This window comes from Herbiconiux daphne (assembly GCF_024979295.1).
Classification (GTDB): Bacteria; Actinomycetota; Actinomycetes; order Actinomycetales; family Microbacteriaceae; genus Herbiconiux; species Herbiconiux daphnes.
In genome coordinates this window covers 1-1,478 of sequence record NZ_JANLCJ010000089.1, presented here as the reverse complement: position 1 = coordinate 1,478, position 1,478 = coordinate 1, and the positions used below count along the sequence as shown (strand labels likewise).

The 1,478-nt window shown below is 39.0% G+C and carries 3 protein-coding genes; all 3 read left to right on the top strand.

What is annotated here, in order from left to right:
• Positions 1 to 171 precede the first annotated feature (171 nt).
• Positions 172 to 624 (top strand): hypothetical protein, encoded by a 453-nt coding sequence (locus tag N1032_RS23150; protein WP_259542693.1) that lies wholly within the window; start codon positions 172 to 174, stop codon positions 622 to 624.
• A 172-nt stretch (positions 625 to 796) separates the two neighbouring features.
• Positions 797 to 1,081 carry a DUF6527 family protein gene (locus N1032_RS23145; RefSeq protein WP_259542692.1) on the top strand — a complete coding sequence of 95 codons (285 nt, stop codon included), beginning with the start codon at positions 797 to 799 and terminating at the stop codon, positions 1,079 to 1,081.
• A gap of 216 nt (positions 1,082 to 1,297) precedes the next feature.
• Positions 1,298 to 1,478 (top strand): hypothetical protein (locus N1032_RS23140; protein ID WP_259542690.1); only part of this gene is annotated, 181 nt, incomplete at its 3' end.

Sequence of the window (1,478 nt, the reverse complement as noted above, 5' to 3'; positions counted from 1 at the left end):
GGAAATGACGGAAATGACAGCGTTGAAAAAAGATTTAACTTCAAGTCTTTCACACCGATTGACACATTGGAAAAACTGAAGGAAAAGGACAGATACATCCTTAACTTCTCAATGGGTTGAGACCATGATGCGAACCGTGGTCCTGTCGGGACACCATGTACATATTCAGGATTGAAAAGATACAAGGACTTGGGAAACGGCGAATACCAAACGGTCTATACAGACCTTAAGGTGATGCTCCATCCGCAAATCGAGATTGAAGGTTATGGAAAGGGTGCACAGGGTGAAAACACTCAACTTTACCATCAGATGATGATTGACGCAAGCAAGCTGTCATTCGACCAATTCATGAGAAACCATGAATACAAGGTCAGAAAGGGAACTGCCACAAGTTGCATCTTCGATGACGATGACGGAAGTTATGTCGGAAAAATGGTTGATAACCTTCAAGGGGTCAACTCTGACGGAAAGGTTTACTTCGATTGGGTGCTGCCGCTTGAAAACAAGAACGGTAAGATTGAGGAATATGGTTTCGGGACAGAAGGGAGAGACGTACTTTGGCAAAACGGAATTGACTATGGAATGATAATGGTTGATGAGAGAAATGAAAAACTTGTCGAATGACTTAAGAATGTTCCCAAGGCATACAACACCAAAGGTGAAGTCAAGAGGGACACTTCCGGAAAGTGAAGCAAACGCCTAAAAGACATTTCAAACAGCGGTGAGTACGCGTGGTGAAGTGTACGTATGAAACTCCATTACATGATTGAGGAAGAGGCGGAAATATAATATGAAATTGAAAGAATTTGAAAAGATTGAAATAGTTGAAAGGTTTCCGCAAGGTGACAATTTCAAACACGGTGTGCTTTACTACAATAAGGTGATAAGGATGCTTAAGTATTTCTGCCCGTGCGGAAAATGTGAGCAGAAAGAAGCTTTGGCGATAGCGGACACGTTTGACAGGGCACAAAGATTATGGTCTCTTGAAATAAATGAGGGAAAGGCGACAGTTCAGGCATCTGTCGGTTCTGGGAACCAGTGCAAATCACACTATTTCATACAAGATAATGTAATATTGTGACTTAGTTGGTCAAATAATTATATTGTTTCTGTATAATGTAATAGGTGTCCAATAATTTGGCAAGTGCAAGCTTGCTACAGTTACATCGTTGTGCCTCTTTGCAATGCAAACTTAATGGTGGGAAAACTTATTAGTAATTTACTAGTAAGTTTTTTTATTGAGTTGGTCAATATGTTTCCATGTTTTGATATAATGAATTTAAGAAAGGAGGTAAATATGTCAGAAAAAAATTTAAATGAAAACCAAAATGAAGATTTGAAACCGGTAAGACACAATCTGAGAGTAGAATTCACAAATGGTCAAACAGAATTCTACTATGATGTTTTGTTTCCAACGTCAGACCGCATACTTGAATGTGCCTTATTTGATGAAAAAAACAAGTTTTTACAATTCATCG